Annotated in this window: 19 protein-coding genes; 16 read left to right on the forward strand and 3 right to left on the reverse strand. The window is 46.2% G+C overall.

The annotated features are described in order from the left end of the window. Positions 1-573 (reverse strand): RNA polymerase sigma-70 factor, encoded by a 573-nt coding sequence (locus ABDW33_RS00500; RefSeq protein ID WP_343688102.1) that lies wholly within the window; start codon positions 571-573, stop codon positions 1-3. 294 nt (positions 574-867) lie between these two features. On the opposite strand from ABDW33_RS00500, the gene ABDW33_RS00505 reads away from it, so the two are divergent. From ABDW33_RS00505 to ABDW33_RS00565, 13 genes are all read left to right on the forward strand, one after another. Then, complete coding sequence (locus ABDW33_RS00505; protein WP_343688103.1) at positions 868-1,305, forward strand: hypothetical protein; 438 nt, start codon at positions 868-870, stop codon at positions 1,303-1,305. A 185-nt stretch (positions 1,306-1,490) separates the two neighbouring features. After that, complete coding sequence (locus ABDW33_RS00510) at positions 1,491-2,555, forward strand: heparan-alpha-glucosaminide N-acetyltransferase domain-containing protein (protein WP_343688104.1); 1,065 nt, start codon at positions 1,491-1,493, stop codon at positions 2,553-2,555. Positions 2,556-2,598: 43 nt separating this feature from the next. Further along, entirely contained in the window at positions 2,599-3,213 is a 615-nt protein-coding gene (locus ABDW33_RS00515) for a sigma-70 family RNA polymerase sigma factor (protein ID WP_343688105.1), read from the forward strand. Positions 3,214-3,258: 45 nt separating this feature from the next. After that, complete coding sequence (locus tag ABDW33_RS00520) at positions 3,259-4,287, forward strand: FecR domain-containing protein (protein WP_343688106.1); 1,029 nt, start codon at positions 3,259-3,261, stop codon at positions 4,285-4,287. A gap of 51 nt (positions 4,288-4,338) precedes the next feature. Beyond that, positions 4,339-7,785, forward strand: a complete 3,447-nt coding sequence (locus ABDW33_RS00525) for a SusC/RagA family TonB-linked outer membrane protein (RefSeq protein ID WP_343688107.1) — start codon at positions 4,339-4,341, stop codon at positions 7,783-7,785. 24 nt (positions 7,786-7,809) lie between these two features. Next, a complete protein-coding gene (locus tag ABDW33_RS00530; protein WP_343688108.1) occupies positions 7,810-9,330 on the forward strand; it encodes a SusD/RagB family nutrient-binding outer membrane lipoprotein in 1,521 nt (506 codons plus the stop codon). A 19-nt stretch (positions 9,331-9,349) separates the two neighbouring features. After that, positions 9,350-9,811 carry a RidA family protein gene (locus tag ABDW33_RS00535; protein ID WP_343688109.1) on the forward strand — a complete coding sequence of 154 codons (462 nt, stop codon included), beginning with the start codon at positions 9,350-9,352 and terminating at the stop codon, positions 9,809-9,811. 78 nt (positions 9,812-9,889) lie between these two features. Next, positions 9,890-11,128: an aminotransferase class V-fold PLP-dependent enzyme gene (locus ABDW33_RS00540; protein ID WP_343688110.1), complete on the forward strand. Its 1,239-nt coding sequence runs from the start codon at positions 9,890-9,892 to the stop codon at positions 11,126-11,128. A gap of 90 nt (positions 11,129-11,218) precedes the next feature. Next, positions 11,219-12,454: an amidohydrolase/deacetylase family metallohydrolase gene (locus ABDW33_RS00545; RefSeq protein WP_343688111.1), complete on the forward strand. Its 1,236-nt coding sequence runs from the start codon at positions 11,219-11,221 to the stop codon at positions 12,452-12,454. Positions 12,455-12,457: 3 nt separating this feature from the next. Further along, the gene (locus tag ABDW33_RS00550) at positions 12,458-13,375 is read left to right on the forward strand and encodes an RraA family protein (RefSeq protein ID WP_343688112.1); all 918 of its coding nucleotides are present in this window, start codon (positions 12,458-12,460) and stop codon (positions 13,373-13,375) included. A gap of 16 nt (positions 13,376-13,391) precedes the next feature. After that, a complete protein-coding gene (locus ABDW33_RS00555; RefSeq protein WP_343688113.1) occupies positions 13,392-14,387 on the forward strand; it encodes a bile acid:sodium symporter family protein in 996 nt (331 codons plus the stop codon). Positions 14,388-14,780: 393 nt separating this feature from the next. Beyond that, positions 14,781-15,818: a sugar phosphate isomerase/epimerase family protein gene (locus ABDW33_RS00560; protein WP_343688114.1), complete on the forward strand. Its 1,038-nt coding sequence runs from the start codon at positions 14,781-14,783 to the stop codon at positions 15,816-15,818. A gap of 181 nt (positions 15,819-15,999) precedes the next feature. Then, positions 16,000-16,503: a hypothetical protein gene (locus ABDW33_RS00565; protein WP_343688115.1), complete on the forward strand. Its 504-nt coding sequence runs from the start codon at positions 16,000-16,002 to the stop codon at positions 16,501-16,503. Here ABDW33_RS00565 and ABDW33_RS00570 read toward each other — a convergent pair. Both ABDW33_RS00570 and ABDW33_RS00575 read right to left on the reverse strand, forming a co-directional pair. Then, the gene (locus ABDW33_RS00570) at positions 16,498-17,775 is read right to left on the reverse strand and encodes a DUF4010 domain-containing protein (protein WP_343688116.1); all 1,278 of its coding nucleotides are present in this window, start codon (positions 17,773-17,775) and stop codon (positions 16,498-16,500) included. The genes ABDW33_RS00565 and ABDW33_RS00570 overlap by 6 nt on opposite strands. Positions 17,776-17,813: 38 nt before the next feature. Further along, on the reverse strand, positions 17,814-18,587 hold the full coding sequence (locus tag ABDW33_RS00575) for a DUF4974 domain-containing protein (RefSeq protein WP_343688117.1): 774 nt from the start codon (positions 18,585-18,587) through the stop codon (positions 17,814-17,816). Between the two features lie 201 nt (positions 18,588-18,788). On the opposite strand from ABDW33_RS00575, the gene ABDW33_RS00580 reads away from it, so the two are divergent. The 3 genes from ABDW33_RS00580 to ABDW33_RS00590 are packed head-to-tail and all read left to right on the forward strand — an operon-like array spanning position 18,789 to position 21,335. Further along, positions 18,789-19,967, forward strand: a complete 1,179-nt coding sequence (locus ABDW33_RS00580; protein ID WP_343688118.1) for a proline dehydrogenase family protein — start codon at positions 18,789-18,791, stop codon at positions 19,965-19,967. Between the two features lie 47 nt (positions 19,968-20,014). Next, positions 20,015-20,809: a thymidylate synthase gene (locus ABDW33_RS00585; RefSeq protein ID WP_343688119.1), complete on the forward strand. Its 795-nt coding sequence runs from the start codon at positions 20,015-20,017 to the stop codon at positions 20,807-20,809. A 28-nt stretch (positions 20,810-20,837) separates the two neighbouring features. After that, entirely contained in the window at positions 20,838-21,335 is a 498-nt protein-coding gene (locus ABDW33_RS00590) for a dihydrofolate reductase (protein WP_343688120.1), read from the forward strand. Positions 21,336-21,398 lie beyond the last annotated feature (63 nt).

Below are 21,398 nucleotides of genomic sequence, written 5' to 3' on the forward strand. Positions count from 1 at the left end.
TCAGTGAAAGAATTTTTGAATTTCAGTCAATAAACGTAACGAGATCAATAGCCAGAAATAGGTCCTGTCTGATAATTTTGTTCGTAGTGTACGGAGTGCTTTCCCCATTTGTGCCTCAACTGTTTTGACCGAGATCTCCAGCTCTTTTGCTATTTCCGGGTAGGTTTTCTCCTCAAATCTGCTCTTGTAAAAGATTTCCCTGCATTTGTCCGGTAGCGATTCCATTGCCGATAAAACCTCCTGTTTCAGTGCCCGCATGGAGAGTTGTTGTTCATTGTCCGAGGTAGCATGCTCCTGTCCGCTTGCAAACCTGTTATAATGCTGTTGCCGTGTTTGCAGGCTCTTGATCCTGTTCAGACAGTGATTATGTGTAGCGGTATAGAGATAAGCCTTTACTGATTGCTGGATAGAGAGGGTGTCTTTCTTTTCCCAGAGGAGCATGAAGATATGTTGTACCACATCTCGTGCTTCTTCACTGTCTTTCAGTATTGTAAAAGCATAACGATGCAATCCTTCGAAATATTCGAAGAAATATCGCTCTATTGCATGGTTATCTGTTAATTTTTCTTTCACGGATTCCCAAAGGTAGACAACGGGGAATTACAAATACCCCTAGCGCTGCAATTATTTTTCATAAATTCTTACTTCCGGCTGTATGGCTATGGTGGGAGCAAAAAAATGCCCTTCCTGCAGCTGTATGAGCGAGGTCTCGCGGTATAGACCCGGCTGCAGGACTCCTTCATTTTATAAGGTTAATTTGGTAAATTAGGGAGAGCAAATGCTAGGATAAATTTAAACCTGTTGGAGCAAGGGCCGTCTAATCCGGAGCGTCGTAATCAAATTCAACCACCATTTATTCCCCTTCGTATGCAAAACAACTATCTCCTTTCTTTGGTGTTATGCCTGCTGGCATTACAACCTGCTTTTGCCCAGTCTATCGGAAATGTAGATCAGCGGGAGGTCGCTATCAGCTTTATGGAGTATGTACAGGATGGCAAGCCCGATAAGGCAGCTACCTTACTGGATCAAAGTAAGGTGAAGTATGATGATCATTTAAAGTGGAGTATGAAAGGAGCTGCGGAGAGCATCCGGGATGTGGCAGAAATGACGATTCCTGCTGTGACGGCTATGAAGACGGATAGCACCGTGTTTTTCAGGTGCCGGTATTACGCCCCCAAAGATAAGTTCCCGGATTACTACCAGGTGGATATACAGTTTGCAGATGAAAAGTCATTGAAAATAAACAAGCTGGTGTTCTATGACCGGGCTACACTGGTAAAAATGCAAACAGCAAAACAAGAATAAAAGAAGCACTTAAAAGTAATCGTAAAGTTTCCTCAGTTAGCTGCCGGCACGGCGTTCCGGCCTTACCTCCGTTTGCCCGGTCAACTGAAACGGTCAGTATCTCATTCAACGTTCATGCCGGTACCTGAATAAGTTTGGGTAAAAATTACTTTTGATACCCGATCTTTTTTTATATTTTTCATTCAATGAAACAGCGCTTACTTTCCTTAGATTTTTTTCGCGGCCTTACCGTAGCTGCCATGATCCTCGTTAATAATCCCGGGGATTGGGGACATATTTATGCGCCCCTGGAGCACTCCAAATGGAATGGATGTACGCCAACTGACCTGGTATTCCCGTTCTTCCTGTTTATGGTAGGCGTGGCCGTATCATTTGCATTAAGTAGCCGGCGGGAAGATCCTGCCTTACATAAATCCCTCATCCTCCACATATTTCGCCGGGCGGCCATTATTTTTGGTATCGGACTGGCTTTTGGCCTCATTCCTAAGTTCGACTTCGCGCACGTTCGCATTCCCGGTGTATTGGCCAGGATTGCCGTCGTTTATCTCATCATATCATTATTGTATCTCAAGACCAGCAGCAAGACCCGCATCTGGATCTGCGGGGGCCTGTTAATCGGATATTACCTCCTCATGACCCTGGTACCGGTGCCGGGTGTAGGATATCCTAACCTTGAGCCGGAAACCAACTTAGGCGCATGGCTGGACAGAACCATTCTCACACCCGATCACCTCTGGAAGGCATCCCGTACCTGGGATCCGGAAGGCATCTTAAGTACATTACCGGCTATCGGTACCGGGTTGCTGGGTATTATGGTGGGCGACTGGGTAAGAAGAAAAGATAAACCGGAAGCAGAGAAAGTAGCCTGGCTATTTGCAGCAGGTTTTCTTGCTGTGATCGCAGGATTAATATGGGACGAATTCTTCCCTATCAATAAACAATTGTGGACCAGTTCTTTTGTACTGTTTACCGGCGGGTTAGCCAGTATGGGCCTGGCCTTGTGTTACTGGCTGATAGATGTGCAGGGATATAAAAGGGTCACACCCCCGTTCGTGGCTTTTGGCCGGAACGCGATCACAGCCTACGTACTGTCTGGCCTGGTACCACGTATACACAGTATTCCCTCTTCTTTGTTTATGCCGTTTTTATCGCCGCTGAATGCATCACTGGCGGCTGCCATCACATTGGTACTACTCATGCTTATACCGGTATGGATCATGTATAAGCGAAATATTATCGTGAAGATTTGACCAGTTTTTCGTATTATTAAGCGTCTTCCAAAACTAACTGCCCATGCAATCGGAGAGTCACGTGTTATGGTGGAATGCGTTTAAACAGGGGGACTGGGATGCCTTCACCGCTCTATATGGAGAGTTTTACGAACTATTGAACAATTATGGCCGGAAGTTCACGCGCGATGAAGACCTTGTTCACGATGTAGTCCATGACCTTTTTGTGAGAATATGGACTACCCGTCAGCGACTGGGTCAACCTGTATCTGTAAAGAATTATTTGTACAAAGCATTCCGTTCTACCTTATTCCGTAAGATCCAGTCCCTTTCCAAATTTGTTGAACTGGATGGGGAAGGGGGAAGTTTTAGTGTCAACTTTATTCCGGATGCCTCTTTCCGCCAGGAAGAGCAGGAGCTGCGGAAGCAGGTGATCGACATGGTCAATACACTCCCCGCCCGGCAGCAGGAAATTATTTTCCTGCGATTTTATGAAGGGATGTCCTATGAAGAGATCTCTGGGATCATGGACATCAATATGAGTTCCACATACAAGTTATTATATAAAGCCCTGGATAATCTCCAAAAGGCCTCCAACAAACGAACCTGGCTACTGATAAGCTGTCTTTTTTTCCTCCTGAAAAATTTCTCAAAAAAAATTCCGATTCCGGAGGGATAATTTTTACTATGTCATGTATAATACCAATAAACAGGGGATAGCGTGATGAACAATGATAAATATTTAGATTATTCACTACAGGATTTTTTGGACGATGATGCTTTTATAAAATGGGTGTCCGGCAAAGAACAAGATGCTGTAGCAGCACAATTCTGGAGCGAGTTCCCTGTACTATACCCTGCAGCAGCTGCCAACTTTGAGTTTGCTGCAAGTGTGATCCGTTCCTACCGGTCACAGGAGTTCTGGGATAATAAGGATAACAAAGCCCGTGTACTCGAAAGGATCACGGCCACTATAGAAAACCACGGCGCAAGACCTGCGCGCATGCGTTGGTTAAACAACTGGGTGCGTGCTGCAGCTATAGCCCTTGTCGTTACAGCCGGAGGTTATATGATAGTGAACCATTATTTCCGGTCGCATATGGAGCAGATAGCAACAGGTTATGGAGAAATGAGAACAGTGACATTGCCAGACCACAGCACCGTAACACTCAACGCATCTTCTGCTATTTCATTTAATGAAGAGTGGAGTGATAAAAAGCCCAGGGAAGTATGGGTAGAAGGTGAAGCCTATTTCGATGTAAAACATATCAGCCGAACAGGCCCCGGGCAGCAGTTTATAGTACATAGCAATGGAATTAGTATCGAAGTGCTGGGAACATCCTTCAACGTAAGAAGCCGCCATGGCAGAACCAAAGTTGGATTGATCACCGGCAAGATCAAAGTAGATTATAATAAGAATCGCTCGCTCGTCATGTTGCCCGGTGATTATGTGGAATACGCAGATAATAAATTGTCAGTTACAAGAAAATTAGATCAACCAGAGAAGATTAAGCGCTGGACCGAGATACAGCTTACGTTTACAGATGCCACTTTGGGTGAGATCATAGAAACACTGCAGGATAACTATGGCTATACCGTAAAAGTAACAGACGCATCACTCAGGAAATTGAAAATTGAAGGAGATATTAACGTAACGAATGTAGAAGAACTCTTAACCGTAATTACCACTACGCTAAACGTAACAATCGATCACCCTTACAAAAAGGAACTGGTCATCACATCAGGAAAGTAAAGGGAGTACGCGGAGGAAGCGCGTATAAACAGTACACGTAAAAAAAAACTAATGAACATCGTAAACCAGAATCTACTTTTGGGGCTGCTTTCCTGTGCCCTGCTACCAGGTATTGCTGCACCTGTCAGCGCACAGACGCCCGCAATGTATGCTTCCATGAGGCAGACAGATAATATCCCATACCACAAGGCAGGAACAATTTCACTGAAAGATGCATTGGTAAGGCTGAAAAAGCTGCAAAATATCCGTTTCGCATACAGAGAAGGACTGCTGGATGGCAAAATGGTCTCCGCTGACCTCGTAGACAGAGCAGAAACAATGGAGGCAGAAGCTGCCTTAAAATTATTATTATCTGATTTTGCGCTGCGGTACATGCGTGTCAATAAGACACAGTATTCTATTTATACCAGTGACGCAACTGCAACTATTCTCAATTACAATTCCCTCTTTGCTGATAAACTGAAAGGTAAAGTTACCGGTCCTGATGGTGCGCCTGTGCCAGGTGCTACCATCTCTGTAAAGGGTAATTCATCTATCGCGACTGTCGCCAATGAAAAAGGAGAATTTGAACTGAACCTGAAGGATGCTACACTACCGGTAGTTTTGGTGGTTTCATCCATCGGCTTTGATAAACAGGAGATCACTGTAAACAGTGCCGCGGATGTTGTGGGTATTTCTCTTGCTGAATCCAATAAAGCACTTTCCGAAGTTGTAGTGACGGCATTGGGTATCAAGAAAGATAAAAAAGCACTGGCATATGCTGTAACCGAAGTAAAGGGAAGTGATTTTACACAAGCCCGTGAGGTGAACGTAGCCAATGCACTGACTGGTAAAATCGCAGGGGTGAATGCCACCAGCTTAGCTAGCGGCCCTGGTGGTTCCAGCCGTGTGATCATCCGTGGTAACACCTCCCTCAATGGCGATAACCAACCCCTCTATGTGGTAAACGGTATGCCTATCGATAATACTACTCCCGGTGGTAGCCCGACTACCGGTGGCGGTGGTCAGAACGTAGACCGCGGCGATGGTATCGGTGGTATCAACCCTGATGATATCGAAACCATCAGCGTACTGAAAGGTGGTACTGCAGCGGCACTCTATGGCTCCCGCGCAGCAAATGGCGTCATCCTCATCACCACCAAAAAAGGTCGTGCCCGCAAAGGTGTAGGTGTAGATTACAACAGCACTTTCACCATGGAAACACCTTCTGTTTATCCTGACTGGCAATATGAATACGGCCAGGGTGATGGCGGTGTAAAACCTACCTCACAGTCACAGGCAGTAACCTGGGGCCGTCGTAGCTGGGGGGCAAAAATGGATGGACAGAACTACATCGCATTTGATGGTAAAGAACATCCTTACTCTCCGCAAAAGAATAATATCCAGAACTTCTACCGTACCGGTTCTACCTATACCAACACCGTAGCTTTTAACGGTGGTAATGAAGCACTGAATTTCCGCTTCTCGCTCTCTAATACCAACAGCAAAAGCATCGTTCCCAATTCCAAGTTCGACAAGAAAATTGCCAACCTGAATCTGAACGCTGCACTGGGTAAAAGGATCAGCATCGAAGCAATAGCGCAATACAATGTAGAGAATGCCACAAATCGTTCCAGTTCCGGGGATGCTACCGGCAACCCCAACTGGGGCGTGTATATGATCGCAAACACTGTGGACATTCGCTCGCTGGACCCCGGTTATGATGCCGATGGCCGTGAAATTCAATGGAACGAAACTGCTTACGCGTCTAACCCTTATTTTGTTGTAAACCGCTTCAAAAACAACGATACTAAAAACCGTTTCATTGGTCAGGCCAGTGTGAAGTACGATCTCCTGAAAAACCTGTATGTCAAAGCAAATATCAGCCGCGACTTCTTCAACTATGACTATGTAGGTATTATTCCTACCGGTACAGTGTATACTACAGGGGCGGCAGGTGAATACAGTGGTTTGAGAAATGCCGTATCAGAAACCAACTCTATGCTGACGGCTAACTACAATACCAAACTCGCCGGAACGATCGGCCTGAATGTACTGGCAGGTACCAATGCCCGTCGTTACAAGTCAAACCAGACAGCGATCACCGGTACACAATTCATCATTCCATTCTTCTACAGCTACACCAACCTGAGTACCACGACTACTACGCCAACAAGAAATAACGTAGCCACCAACTCTGTATTCGGCGCTATCGATCTGGATTACAAATCTGTGCTGTTCCTGAACTTCAGCAGCCGCCAGGATTGGTTCTCTACCCTGAGCCCGCAGAACAATCACATATTCTATCCTGCTGTTGGAACCAGCTTTATCATCTCTGATGCGGTACAGTTACCTAAAGCTATCAGCTATGCCAAAGCACGTGCTTCATGGGCACAAGTGGGGGGCGCTACACCTGATCCGTACATCCTGAACCAGAGTTATACGATGGTACAGGGTGGACATGCCGGCCAGCCAGTACAGACGGTTACTCAGTCCGGTGGGGTAAACCTGGTGACTAACTCCAGCCTGAAACCGCTTACTTCTACTACATACGAGGCCGGCCTGGAAGCACAATTCCTGAACAACAGGATCGGTTTTGATATCACTTACTATAGCAAGCAAACGACCAACGATATCGTTAGCACCGCTATCTCTACTGCTTCCGGTTATAACAATGCCCTGCTGAACGTAGGTAAGTTGTCAAACAAAGGGATTGAAGTCCTCTTAACCGGTACTCCTGTAAAATCCAAAGACTTTACCTGGAACGTGAGCTATAATATGGCTTACAACAAGAGTGAAGTGGTACAACTGGCAGCAGGTCTTACCACCTTACAGATGGCTACCAGTGTTGGTAGCTGGGCATTCGTACACAATGCGGTTGGTCGCCCTTATGGTGTGATCATGGGGTACAGCGCAGCGAAGAATGACAAGGGTGAAACCATCTTCAACAGTGCTACCGGTTATCAGCAAAAGAGCGCATTGAAATACCTGGGTAATGGTGTACCACCACTGACCATGGGTTTCAGCAATACTTTCAGGTATAAGAGCCTGACACTGGATGTACTGGTAGACGGCAAATTCGGTAACAAAGTATTCTCTGTAATGGATGTATATGCTACCCGTTTCGGTCTGCACAAGAAGACCCTGGCTGGTCGCGAAAACGGACTTACACTGAGTGGCGTAGATCAGAATGGCAATGCTTACACCAACACCATTCCGGTATCTAACCTGCGTCTTTACTATGACAATACCAAGAACTATACAGATCAGTTTATGTACGATGGCAGTTTCGTAAAACTGCGCCAGGTTGTACTGAGCTACCAGATCCCTGTACAAAGCCTGAAGGTCGTACAGAGCGCTTCTATTTCTTTCGTAGCGCGTAACCTGCTCACCCTGTACAAGAAAACGGACAACTTTGATCCGGAATCAAGCTACACTAACAGTAATGCCCAGGGCTTTGAAGCGTTCGGTATTCCACGCACCAGGAGCTTTGGTCTGAACCTGATGGCTAAATTCTAATTGTTCATGTTACACACTCGAATTATGAAAATGCGTTTTAACTTTCTGATATATACAGCCATCGCAGCTACCTTACTGGTACAGTCCTGTGATAAAGGCTTTGAAGAAATGAATGTGAATCCGGATGCCTCTACCACTGTCGTGCCGGAATATATGTTCAGCAAGTCCCTGCTGGATGCACTGAACAACAGCTGGTTTGCGACCGACGCACTGGCTTGTGGCGGCTCTATGCAACAGTTTGCTACTTACAAAGATGTACCTGGTATTGGCGACAAATATTATTTCCAACAGGGTACTTATCCATATGATTATTTTACTACCGGGTATCCCGGGGCTGTGAATGAAATAAACACAGTCATCAATGCACTCGATTCATCACAAACCAACAAACGTGCTATCGCCCGTATCTGGCGTGTATATATCATGCATCGTCTCACAGATATCTATGGCGATATTCCTTACAGTGAAGCGGCACACGGTTACACAAACAACAACTTCACACCTAAGTACGATGCACAGCAGGCGATTTATGCTGACATGCTGAAAGAACTGGACGAATCTGCCAATGCTTTCGATGCATCTAAAGCAACATTTGGCGCAGGCGACTATATCTACGCCGGCAATGTAACCAGGTGGAAAAAGTTTGCCTACTCGCTCATGCTGCGCCTGGGTATGCGCCTGTCAAAAGTAGATGCTGCTACGGCACAGACCTGGGTGACGAAAGCAATCGCGGGTGGTGTGATCACCGACGATGCTGATATCGCTACCATGAAGTACACAGATGGTACTGCACTGAACAGGAATCCGAAAGCAGCTGCATTACTCTCCAACGACTACGCTGTAGCAGATGGTAAGAGCAATACAGAAGGCGGTAAACTGGCGCAGACTTTCATCAACATGATGAAGAGCAACAACGATCCCCGTCTGAATGTAATCGCGATCGTGTGGAATAATGGCAAGGCTGATACCACTACTGCTTTACAGGCAGGTATGCCAAACGGGCTGCTGCTGAAACCGGACAATTTTGCCACTTATTCAGAACCTAACCCGGCTACTATCTTACAATACACTGCTCCGATCATTGTAATGAGTGCCGCGGAAGTAAATCTGTACCTGGCTGAAGCTGCTGTAAGAGGCTGGTACACGGGTGTAGCAGCAACAGCATTCTCCAATGCAATTGGTGCTTCTATGCGTAACTGGGCAAAGTTTGGTGCTGCTGGTGTGATTGCAGACAGCAGGATTGCTGCTTATCAGGCTACACATGTACTGGCGGGTACTACTGCACAGCAGCTGGAGATGATCGGCAATGAATACTATGTATCTATGTTCCTTGATGAGCAGGAGATCCATGCTAACTGGCGTCGCCTGGGGTATCCTACACTGACACCTGTAAATATTTCCGGCAATATTACCGGTGGTACTATTCCCCGCCGTCTGCTGTATCCCCCTTCAGAAGAAAGCGTGAATGCTGCAAGTCTGCAGGAAGCTGTGAACAGACAAGGGGCTAACCTGATGACAACCCGCGTATGGTGGGATAAAGAATAATCCGCTCAAATTTTCTATCATGCAAAACCAAAGAAGATCAGTATTAAAGAAGATGTTGGCTGCTGCAGCTGGTTTCACAGGAATCAGTGCTGTTGCCAAAGCTGCCGGTGCTACTCTACCTGCTACCGCTGAAAACGGGCAGGTGGTGTATGACCAGGAAGTACCGTTGTTCTCCAGCTTCAAAGTACATGGTAATACGGTATACATTGCCGGCATCGGCGCTCACTTTGAAGGAGACATCAAAGCACATACAGATCATGTGCTGAAAGAAATGGAGACACAGCTGAAAAAGGCAGGTTCTTCGATGGACAAAGTACTGAAGGTAAGCGTATTCCTGCATGACCTGAACGATTATAAGGCCATGAACGAAGTGTATAGAGGGCGCTTTGGCGCTAACCCTCCGGTACGCACTACCGTGGCTGTATATGGAGGAGTGCCGGGAGACTCTCTTGTAGAGATGGACTGCATTGCATCTCTATAACAATAGTTCCCCCTTCTCTATGGGATCGCTTATTAAAGCGATCCCCCTTTTCTTCCTCACGTTTTTATTTTACTACTCATGAACCGCAGAGACTTATTGAAAAATATGTCTGTGATCCCCGTATTCGGGGCTTTCGCAGGCAGCGCTAAAATATTGCCATTAACGGACGACACCTCCACTGCTGTCGCAAAAGATTATTTCAGGGAACTGGGTATCCGTACATTTATCAATGCGGCCGGTACCTACACGGCTATGACAGGATCGCTTATGCGGCCTGAAGTGATGAATGCCATCAACTACGCCTCTAAAGACTTTGTATTGCTTGACGAGTTGCAGGACAAAGTGGGAGAGCGCATCGCAAAACTGCTGAAATGTGAATATGCCACTGTTACTTCGGGTTGTGCATCGGCCATGACCCTGGGAGCTGCCGGCGTATTGACCGGCATGGATGAAAAGAAAGTGGCACAGCTGCCTCACCTGGAAGGTACGGGTATGAAGACAGAAGTGATCATTCAGCGCAAGCATGATATTGCATATGCACATGCGCTGAAGAACACGGGGTTAAAAATTGTTTATACAGATACAAAAGAAGATCTCATTAATGCTATCTCTGACAAGACAGCACTGATGTACTTTCTGAATGCCAACAATTTTGATGGACCGGTACAGGTGGAAGAGTTCCTGAAAATTGCACAGGCGCACAACATCCCTACAATGATCGATTGTGCTGCCGACGTACCCCCGGTTGAAAACCTGTGGAAGTATACGAATATGGGATATGACCTTGTCTGCTTCTCTGGTGGCAAGGGCATTCGTGGTCCGCAGAGTGCCGGTTTGCTGCTTGGCAGAAAGAAATATATCCAGGCGGCACGCCTCAGTGCACCGCCAAGAGGAAATACCATTGGCCGAGGTCTGAAAGTAAATAAAGAGGAAATACTCGGGATGCTCATCGCCCTGGAAACTTACCTGGCTACCGATCATGATAAGGAATGGAAAATGTGGGAGGCACAGATCAAACTGATCGGAGATGCGGCTACTTCCGTTGGGGGGGTCACTACTACCGTAAAAGTACCGGCTATTGCCAACCACGTACCTACATTGCATGTATCGTGGGATGCAAAAAAGATCCCTGCCACAGCAGCAGATGTCAAGGAGAAACTGAGAAGCGGTAATCCATCGATAGAGGTCGCAGATGGGGAAAACCAGCATGCCATCGCTATTACAACCTGGATGCTGGTACCCGGACAGGAAAAAATAGTAGCTACCGCATTGAAAAAAGTGCTGACAGAAAAAGCGCTTTCAGAAACACATGGTTGATAAATTGGAGTGTGTTTAGTCACCCCACAGGGAGCCTTTGGGGCTCCCTGTTAATTTTTATTACAGGTCTTAACACTAAAGTAACAGCGTATGAGGTTCTTATTATTACTCATGCTGGCTGGGAGTGCAGTGCATGCACAACAATACAGCCTCCTCATCAGGAACGGGCACGTCATCGACCCGAGAAATCACATTGATGCAGTCATGGACATTGCGCTCAGAGAGGATACTATTGCCCGGGTAGCGCCACACATTGACGCTGCAAAAGCAGTGACCGTCATCGATGCGAAAGGATTGTATGTAACGCCGGGGCTCATCGATATTCATACACATAACTTTATCGGCACTACTCCCAACAGGTATTTAAATAACAGTTACAGTGCTGTTGCACCAGATGGTTTTACATTCCGTTGTGGTGTTACAACAGTAGTAGATGCCGGTAGTTCCGGATGGCGCAGCTTTGAAACATTTCTTGATCAGACCATTCGTCATTCACAGACGCGGGTACTGGCCTTCCTGAATATAGTCGGCGGTGGTATGCGTGGTGGTCCTTATGAACAGGACACCAATGATATGGATGCAAAGATGACGGCGCTGACCATCCGCCAGTATAAAAAGTACCTGGTCGGGATCAAGGTAGCTCATTTTGAAGGTGCAGAATGGACCCCGGTAGACAGGGCTGTGCAGGCAGGGGAGATGACGGGAACACCCGTGATGATTGACTTTGGAGGGAGTATTCCTCCTTTGCCACTGAATGAACTGTTTGAAAAGCACCTGCGTCCCGGAGATATCTTTACCCATGTATATGCGAATGTAAAAGGTCGCATGCCGGTAGTAAATGAAAACGGGAAAGTGCCCGGTTATATCTGGGCAGCACGTAAAAAAGGGATCCTTTTTGATGTAGGGCATGGCGGCACCAGCTTTTCCTACAAGATTGCCATGCCGGCTATGAAAGCTGGTTTCCTGCCTAACACGATCAGTACTGACATTCATACGGGGAGTATGAATGCGGCGATGAAAGACCTGCTGAATGTGATGTCGAAAATGATGGCAATGGGAATGGATTTCCCGGCACTGATCAAAGCGACAACGGACGATGCTGCAAAAGCAATTCGTCATGATGAACTGGGGTCGTTGTCTGAAAACACAGTGGCAGATATTGCGATCCTGCGGCTGGAAAAAGGACAGTTTGGGTTTGCTGATCCGATGGGTGTAAAACTGGAAGGAAAAGATAGAATCGCCTGTGAAGTCACGATCCGTGCAGGTAAGGTGGTCTATGACCTGAATGGGCTGGCAGATAATATCACCGTACAAACCGAAAATTAACATATGAAACTGTTTTTTTTGATTCCACTTTGCCTGCTGGGGTATATGAACTTAGCAGCACAGACCATATCCAAAGACGAACTGATATTTTTAACGGCCGACTGGAAAGGAGAACGCTTTCCGGACGGCCGGCCCCGTATTCCGGATGCCGTAATCACGCAGGCAAAGGAGGTGGGACTGGATGATGTATGGACGATTTTGGAAGGAGAGGGGTACCATTGCCAGTTTGAAGGAGGTTTTAAAATGATCCATCCCGATAGTGTGATAGCGGGAAGGGCCGTTACAGCAATGTTCATTCCCTCAAGACCTGATGTGGAGCAACATATGAAGGAACGCGGGCAGCAGCAGGGCTGGAAAGGCAATAGTAACTCCTGGCCGATCCAGCAACTGACGAAAGGAGATGTGTATGTGGCAGATGGATTTGGTAAAATTGCAGATGGCACCCTGATTGGTTCTACATTGGGTAATGCTATCTTTGCCCGCACAGGTAATGGTGTCGTTTTCAATGCTTCGGCGCGTGACCTGGAGGGGTTGGAAGAGATTCCGGGATTCAATGCACTGGTGAGAGACTGGGATCCGTCTTTCCTGAAAAATGTGATGCTGTCAGGTATGAATGTACCGATTCGTATAGGGAAGGCTGTAGTACTGCCGGGAGACCTCGTATTGACGAGTAAGGAAGGTGTCATCTTTGTACCGGCACACCTCGCAGAAAAAGTGATTGGTATTGCTGCTTTTATACAAGTTAAGGATGCATTTAGTTTTGAGATGCTGAAAGCGGGTAAGTATACGCCCGGTGAACTGGACAACAACTGGACCGACGCTATCCGTCAGGCTTTCCTGGATTGGCAGCACAAGCAGGTGGGCAGGCAGCCCATGACCAGACAAGCGCTGGACAAAATGTTAGAAAAACGCACATGGTAAAAATAAATTTCCACTTATGAATCAGCTGGGCCCTTACATTATTGGTTTTTGGATACTGTTAGCAATATTGTTTTCCAGAAAACCACAGACGCGCGGTTATGTTTATACATTAATGATCTTCGCCGCTGTGACAACCTCGTTATATTATCCGCAATATTTTACCCACATTGGGGAGTATGATCTGTCCATGCTGATCACACCATTACTCCAGATCATCATGTTTGGTATGGGAACGGCAATGAGTCTTCAAGACTTTTATGGTGTGATAAAGATGCCGATGGGCGTATTAACGGGCGTACTCTGTCATTTTACCATCATGCCATTTATAGGCTGGGCACTGGCCCACCTGTTTGGATTTCCGCCTGAGATAGCCGCAGGAGTAGTATTGGTAGGTACCGTGCCTTGCGGGATGGCTTCGAATGTAATTTCTTACCTGGCAAAAGCGAACATTGCCCTGTCCGTCACGCTGACGGCTATTTCTACCATGATGGCGCCTTTTGTGACACCATTGCTGATGCGCTGGCTGGCAGGAAGTTATATAGACATCAGTGTAACACACATGATGTGGGATATTTGCAAACTGGTGATCATACCGGTAGCAGCGGGTTTGATCTTCAATCATTTTTTGAGTGGAAAGGCAAAATGGCTGGATGATATTATGCCGAAGATTTCGATGACAGCTATTGGACTGATCATCGTGATCATTACAGCACATGGTCGCGACAGCCTGCTGGATGTAGGATTGTTTTTGATACTCAGTTCCCTGATCCATAATTTATCAGGTTACGGCCTGGGCTACTGGTTATGTAAACTGATCAGGATGAGGGAGCAGGATTGCCGTACAATTGCGATAGAAGTAGGCATGCAGAACAGCGGGCTGGCATCTGCGATAGCGAAGAGTATGGGTAAGATCGCAACGGTAGGACTGGCGCCGGCAGTGTTCGGCCCGTTGATGAACGTGACGGGGTCCCTGCTGGCAAGCTGGTGGCACAGGCATCCGCCAAAGGAATAGTTTGAGGATCGTTTATAAACGCCTGTAATAACAATCTGAAAAGAAATTGATTGACAGTTTCCGGAGAGAGAAAGCGCTGTTATTCAGCAAAGGATAAATGAAAAATAAGGAAGAGATAACGTGGAGGAGCCGTACTACCGTAAGCAGTACGGCTCAAGTTTTATCATACAAGACGCCTTTCGGCATCACGTGGTGGAATCTATAATAAAGACAAACGGGAATGAGAGGCAAAAGATAATAACTAAAAGCGAAAAAAGTATGCCTTTCGGCTAAATTTTTATAAATAATCTGTAGTCATCTTTCATTTGTCCTGTTAATTTGATAAATTGTTAGGGAATAAGCAGGTCTCAAAAACGGGGCCGGAATCCACTTTCATCAATCAAAACCACGTATATGAATGCTCCTTCTCATCGTCGGGATTTCCTTCGTCAACTGGCATTGTACACAATGGGCGCCGGCATGGTTCCTACAATTCTGGCAGCATGTAATAATGGTCAGTCAACAAAAGAATCAGGTACAAGCGACTCCACTGCCGCCACTAAAGCGGAAGCGCTGGGTACAGCCAAGTCCCTCTTTTTCAAAATATCCCTGGCAGAATGGTCCTTCCACCGTGCATTGTTTGCAAAACAAATGACTCACCTTGACTTCCCTGTGAAAGCCAAAAAAGATTTCGGCATTGAGGCGGTAGAGTATGTTAACCAGTTTTTCATGGATAAAGCGCAGGACAAAGGTTACCTGGCTGATCTGAAAAAACGCTGTAGTGATAATGGTGTAAGAAGTGTACTCATCATGTGTGACGGAGAAGGTGAAATGGGTGATCAGGATGCAAAGAAACGGCACCAGGCTGTAGAAAACCATTACAAATGGGTAGAAGCGGCAGAATACCTGGGCTGTCACGCCATCCGCGTAAATGCCGCCGGACAAGGTAAGCCGGACGAGGTAGCCAAAGCAGTGGTGGAATCACTCTCTAAATTATCAGAATTCGCAAGTACCCACAATATCAATGTGATCGTGGAAAACCATGGTGGCATTTCCTCTAACGGTAAATGGCTGTCTGGTGTCATGAAAACAATCAACCGTCCTAATTGCGGTACCCTCCCTGACTTTGGTAATTTCTGTCTGAACAGGACCAAGCCTGAAGCCAATACACCGGAAGCCTGGGCAAAAACAAAATGCCTGGAGGAATATGATCGCTATGAGGGCGTAACTGAGTTAATGCCTTTCGCGAAAGGGGTAAGTGCTAAAACCTATGATTTCGATGCAAATGGTAAGTGTATAGAAACCGATTATCACAAAATGTTGAAGATCGTGAAGGAGGCTGGTTATACAGGTCATATCGGAATAGAATTCGAGGGTAACCAATTGTCTGAAGATGAAGGCATAAGGAAAACTCTTGCATTATTGAAAAAAGTAGGAGAGGAACTTAGCTAAGTTCCTCTCTTTAAATTTTTATGATTTTAGCTTTTTCTTACCATTTATCAATTATATTTGGAGCTGACGATATAGTAATATCTTAGTAGTCAATTTTACTTCTCACTTTCGTCCACCGTTTAGTAGATTATCCCTAAAAACCTTTGTCAGCAACTGTAAGTTTGTAGCATAACCTCCCTCAATGGATAAGTTAATATTATTCGGAGTTATGGCAAATGTGGTATTCATCTTTGCCTTTTATATGGATAAACTGATGTCTTTCTTAGAGGAAACAGAAGAAAAGGAAGTATTGAGTGTAAGTTATGGAACCTGTACCAGAGAAGGATTCCCAGCCGCATCACAGGGTCCGGAAGCGCCGGAATTGTTTACGGGTATTCACAGGAATGTGGATAACCAGTACGTGTACATTTATCCCAATCCAAAGGATCGCTTTCTGGCTGGGTATTTTGTACAGGTAGTGGGTACCCGGGTGCTGTATAAAATAGGGAATTATGGGGATGAGGCCATTGTGATCGGCATACCGGAAAGATTGCAGGGTAAGCAGTTTACCTTGCAATATGCGGCGTATGACACGATGAATCTTGTGAGTAATAAGATTATCGTGGTGGTAGATCCGGTGGAAGTGTTGGCAGATGATCTCTCGGACGCCCGGGAACTGGACTGGATGCCGGAGAATGGATTATAATTTTAAGAGCATTTCTGAGAGCTGGAAGATCCTATCCAGTATCACTAATCCGATCCCTACACCAATTACCACCATTAACTCAATTGTCAGTCTTTTCACAACACCTTTATCCTGAATATTCTTCCATACGATAGGCAGGTTAACGACTGCACTTGCCAGCGAAGATAAAATCGCTACGTTCCCTGCCAGTGCCGGGCTGATTCTGTTGTGCATGGCCATGGTAGCGGCAGCTGCTGTAGTGCTGGCACTACTTACCAATCCACCAAATACCCCGGTAGCCAGTAAGCCATAACTGCCAAATACCCTTGTCAGTAAGGTACCACCTACCTGGATCATGATAAACAACACACCAAACCATAATACCTTGGGCAGGGAAATAGGAGATGCAAGTTTCAACGTTCCGGCATCATCTGAAATGCTGCTTTCATGAATTTTATCCCGCCATATAAAGAGGCCGGCAACAATGGACATAGCCAGTAAAGGAACAAGGGTAGAAGATAATGAGGCTGGCGAAAATAAGGTAGCAATGACAAGATTGCGTGCAAACATGGCAATGGTAGTCAGCATACAAAGGGTTGTCATTTTGGAAGTAAGCCCCGATGTCTGCACCCTGGAACTCACCTCTGCTACTGTAGCACTACTGTTTACCAGTCCCCCGAATATAGCGCCCAGGTATAACCCGCTTGTACTGAATACCCTTAAGCATACATAGTTTACAAAACCGATACCGGCTATGGCAATGACACTGAGCCAGGCATCACTGGGGTTAAATAACTCCCAGCGGTCAATATATCTGTCCGGAAGAATAGGATAGATCACGAAGCCGATCAGTCCCAGTAAGATAGCACTTCTGATTTCGGAAGGCAGCAGACCACCGGCAAACTTATTCAGTTCTGACTTCCATGCCAGCAGCATGGTCATCACAATGGCGCCGGCCACAGGTGTGAAAATATGCCCCAGACCTACCAGCACTCCTAGTACGCAATTGACAATGAGTGCAGCAGATGTGGTGATTTCAACCTGTCTTTCCGCCAGCAGGCTACGCGCATTGATGGCAATGACCAGCAGGAACACGCCCAACATGGCAATAACGATGAACTGCTCACTGATGACGGCACTTAGCATACCCAGTAAGGCGACAATTGAGAATGTACGAATACCAGCCTCTTTTTGAGACCATTTTCTTTCCATACCTACCAGCATTCCGATGCCAATAGCTACTGCCATTTTTAAGGCAATTGGCGTAGCCTCTAAGTGCGCGAGTTCATCCATGGGTTAATACGTATTCTTAATAAAGTTATCAGGCACCTTTATACTTTTATTTTTACCTTATCACCTTTCAGGCTATATGTAAAAGGCATTTTTTGCTGCATCACTTTCAACACCTGTTCCAGTGATTGATTTGTATACGCGCCCTTTACATTTTGTAATCCGGACACATCGCCATCTACATAGATCTCTGCACCATACCATTCTTCCAGTACCTGCATAGCCTTCATAAAAGGGACATCTGAAAAGATCAGCTCACCCCTGAGCCATTGATCCAGTTCTGCCGGCTGGTAAGTCTCCTTTTCCATGAGGTCTATCTCTTTGTTGGCGAGCACCATATTGCCAATACCCAGCGTTTCTGCCTGGTTATCAGTAGTGGAATGGTAAGATTTAGCTGCCAATACCGTTCCACTTCCCAGATAGGCCGTGGCGCCCTGCTGTTTCTCAAAACAACGAATTCTGAAAGCTGCCGGTGCAGTATTGCTGATCGTGAGAATATTCGTTACCACTTTCAGGGCGTTCCGGGTATTGATCCAGGCTTCCCCATCCAACAATAACGTATGTGTCTGTGCATAATTATCAGGCACCAGTACGGTCGATTTTCCATTCAGCAGTATCTCTGTACCATCAGGTAATGTAAACCGGGTACGGTTACCCAGGGTACCCTCATGCGGGGTATAATTCACCTGTGCTTCTCTGAATGATGCCAGGGCTGGCTTTCCCTGCCTGAAATACCACATGCCGATGGTGGTGCCACTTAAGATAAGAACGATAATGATATACAGCCACTTGCTGGACTTTGAGTTTGAAGGCACTGGGAATTTTGATTTTGTTGAAGCTATAAAAATAAAGAAAAAATTATAGGCCGTATACCCGACGGGATCAAATAAAAAAAGAACCTTTATTATCAATTTATTTAATTAAGACTTCACTTGATTTGATATTATCTAAACCTGACGACAAGCAGGCGGGCCTCACTGTTGGTGATGTTGGGAGGCACCTTAACTTTGCGCCCCATGGAAAAGCAGCAACCTTTGTCATTCGAGAATACCGCTATCGCCTTTGAATCCAGAACGGATAAAGCATTGAAAAAAGCTGACTTCCTGTTTAGCAACATCGGTAAGCCCTGGCTGGTAAAGCTGGGAGCGGCCCTTACGCCCTTAGCCTTTAAGATGCACCTGCCTGTAAAGGGGATCATTAAATCTACCATCTTTGACCAGTTCTGCGGAGGCGAAAACCTGGAAGAAGCAGCCCGTACAGCTGAGACCCTCAGCAAGTATCATGTAGGGGTGGCCCTGGATTACGGGGTAGAAGCGATGGAAGGAGAGGAAAATTACGACCAGGCGGTACCGGAATTCATCCGGGCGATCGAGTATGCCGGCAATAAAGCCAGCATTCCGTTTATCGCCATCAAGGTGACCGGATTTGCCCGTATTTCCCTGCTGGAAAAAATGCATGCCGGCGAAACGCTCTCTGCTGAAGAGACTGCGGAGTTTGAAAGAGTGACAAAGCGTATACAGACGATTGCTGCGACTGCTGCTAAGTATAACAAAGGCCTGCTCATAGATGCCGAAGAAAGCTGGATTCAGCAGCCGGTAGACGACATGGCTGACAGGTTGATGGCACAGTTCAACAAAGAAAACGTAATCATTTTCAATACTTTCCAGTTGTATCGTCACGATCGCCTGGAGTTTTTAAAAGCTTCTTTCCAAAAAGCACAGCAGGAAGGTTACCTGCTGGGTGCAAAACTGGTAAGAGGCGCTTATATGGAAAAGGAGCGTAAACGCGCCGAAGAAATGGGATATCCATCCCCCATCCAACCAAACAAAGCAGCTACCGATGCTGATTACAACGCTGCGGTAGCATTCTGCATGCAACACCTCGATAAACTGGCCGTTTTCATTGGTACACACAATGAAGACAGCAGTATGCTGGGGGCCCGGCTGCTGGAACAACAAAATCTACCTCACCAACACCCACATGTCAGCTTTTCCCAGTTATATGGCATGAGCGACAACATCACCTTCAACCTGGCGCATGCAGGTTACAGGGTGTCAAAGTACCTGCCTTATGGTCCTGTAAAGGATGTAATGCCTTACCTGATCCGTCGTGCACAGGAGAATACTTCTATCTCCGGGCAAATGGGACGTGAACTGGGCCTGCTGCGAAAAGAGATGAAACGAAGAGGGTTGTAACCACCTGGCAAAGGTGGAAGCGATCCTTTTTTCCTTACTTTTGCCAAATGGAACAATACCTCAACTTACTCCAACATATCCTGGACCACGGCTCCGTAAAAACCGACCGTACTGGTACAGGCACTGTCAGCTGCTTTGGAGCTCAGTTACGTTTTAATCTACAGGAAGGCTTTCCGCTGGTAACGACCAAGAAGCTGCACCTGAAATCCATTATCTACGAACTGCTCTGGTTCCTGAAGGGCGATACCAATATCAAATACCTGAAAGACAATGGCGTAAGGATCTGGGATGAATGGGCTAACGAAAACGGCGATCTCGGTCCTGTATATGGTAAACAATGGCGTAGCTGGGAAACAAAAGATGGCAAAGTCATCGACCAGATCAGTGATGCGATCAACACCATCAAAAAGAATCCTGACTCCCGCCGTATTATCGTTACAGCATGGAACCCGGCTGACCTGCCGGAAATGGCGCTGAGTCCATGTCATTGCCTGTTCCAGTTCTATGTGGCAGATGGTCGTCTCAGTTGTCAGCTCTACCAGCGTAGTGCCGACGTTTTCCTGGGTGTACCTTTCAACATTGCCTCCTATGCGCTGCTGACAATGATGATCGCGCAGGTATGCGAGTTGGAACCAGGCGATTTTGTACACACTTTTGGCGACGTACATTTATACAGCAATCATATAGAACAGGCAAAGCTGCAGTTGACCCGCACTCCTTATGCATTGCCGCAAATGAAAATCAATCCTGCGAAGAAGGATATTTTCGCCTTTGAATATGAGGACTTTGAACTGGAAAATTACCAGTTCCATCCACATATCAAAGCACCGGTAGCCGTTTAAGTTTTTCTTCTTTTTCTAAAATCAATACATGGTTTCTATAATCGTTGCTGCATCAGAAAATAATGTGATCGGTATTCATAATCATCTGCCATGGCACCTGCCGGTAGATATGAAATATTTCAAAGACACAACAATGGGGAAACCAATTGTGATGGGTCGTAAATCATTTGAAGAGTTAGGAAAAGTGCTGCCGGGCCGGCCTAATATCATGATCACCCGTCAGGAAGGCTATACCAGGCCGGGATTGATTGTGGTACCTTCACTGGAGGCGGGTATTGAAAAGGCAAAGACCTTTGGCACAGATGAACTATTTGTGACAGGGGGAGGAGAGATTTTTAAGATGGCGATTGAAAAGGAAATCATAGATAGGATCTACCTGACAAGAGTACATGCAGAAGTGGAAGGGGATACATATTTCCCTGACTTTGACCAGTCAAAATGGGTGAAAGTGAAGGACGAACTGTATGAGAAGGACGAGCGGCATCAATATTCCATGAGCTTCCAGGTATGGGAGTTTAAAAAATAATCACAAAAAAGGAGCCTGTATCAAAAGAAAAGATACAGGCTCCTTTTTTATGTAGCATGCAGT

It is taken from the genome of Chitinophaga sp. (assembly GCF_039596155.1).
Lineage (GTDB): Bacteria > Bacteroidota > Bacteroidia > Chitinophagales > Chitinophagaceae > Chitinophaga.